The sequence below is a fragment of the Palleronia pontilimi genome (assembly GCF_016412875.1).
GTDB lineage: Bacteria > Pseudomonadota > Alphaproteobacteria > Rhodobacterales > Rhodobacteraceae > Palleronia > Palleronia pontilimi.
The window spans coordinates 1-953 of record NZ_JAEKPD010000049.1; the positions used below are offsets into that span (position 1 = coordinate 1).

The window sequence follows — 953 nt, forward strand, 5'->3', positions numbered from 1 at the left end:
CCGTTCCCTTCCTGGGGCGGCGATCATGCACCGCCTGTTCCAAGGCATCGAGGACGAAACCCGCATGCGCCGACGTGCTGACGCGCCAGCCGACGATCTTGCGGGCATAGGCGTCGATGACGAAGGCGACATAGACGAACCCCTTCCAGGTGGCGACGTAGGTGAAATCGCTGACCCAGAGCACGTTGGGCGCGGGCACCCGAAACTGCCGGTTCACCTTGTCCAGCGGACACGGAGCCTTCTTGTCCGGAATCGTCGTGCGGTGCGGCTTGCCGCGGATGATGCCTTGAATATCCATGTCCTTCATCAGCCGGGCCACCGTGCAGCGGGCGACGTCGAAACCCTCGCGGCGCAATTGGTGCCAGATCTTGCGGACGCCATAGACGCGCCAGTTCTCTTCGAAGATGCGCCGGATCTCGGGCCGCATGGCTTCATCGCGGCGGGCGCGGTCCGACAGGCGCGTCGGATCGGCCCGCTTCGCCAGGTGATCGTAGTAGGTGGAAGGGGCGATCGGCAGCACAGCGCAGATCGGCTCGACCCCGTGCGCATCACGATGCGCCTCGATGAAATCCACCATCACTTCGACCGGCGGTCGAGCTCCGCCATCGCAAAATACGCTGACGCCTTCCTGAGGATCTCGTTCGCCTGGCGCAGCTCGCGGTTCTCCCGCTCGAGCGCCTTCATCTTCTCCGCCATCTCGGTCGGGATGCCTGCGCGTTGGCCGCTGTCGACCTCCGCCTTCTTGACCCACTCATTTAGGGTCTGCGCAGTGCAGCCGATCTTCGCCGAGATCGACATAACCGCCTGCCAGCGCGACGGATGCTGACGCTCGGTCTCGAGAAGCAGCCGCACGGCCCGATCTCGCACTTCAGGGGAAAACTTATTCGTGGTCTTGCTCATGATGCTCCATCCTACTCAGGAGTTGGAGCCTCCGGCAAACCCGGCGCGGTTCA

General features: G+C 63.8%; 1 pseudogene and 1 other annotated feature. The pseudogene reads right to left on the reverse strand.

Annotation, left to right across the window (positions count from 1 at the left end):
• Positions 1–900: pseudogene (locus tag ILP92_RS18230) on the reverse strand (IS3 family transposase); the annotation flags it as partial.
• Positions 503–619 (reverse strand) — a sequence feature (AL1L pseudoknot). (Overlaps the previous pseudogene by 117 nt.)
• Positions 901–953 lie beyond the last annotated feature (53 nt).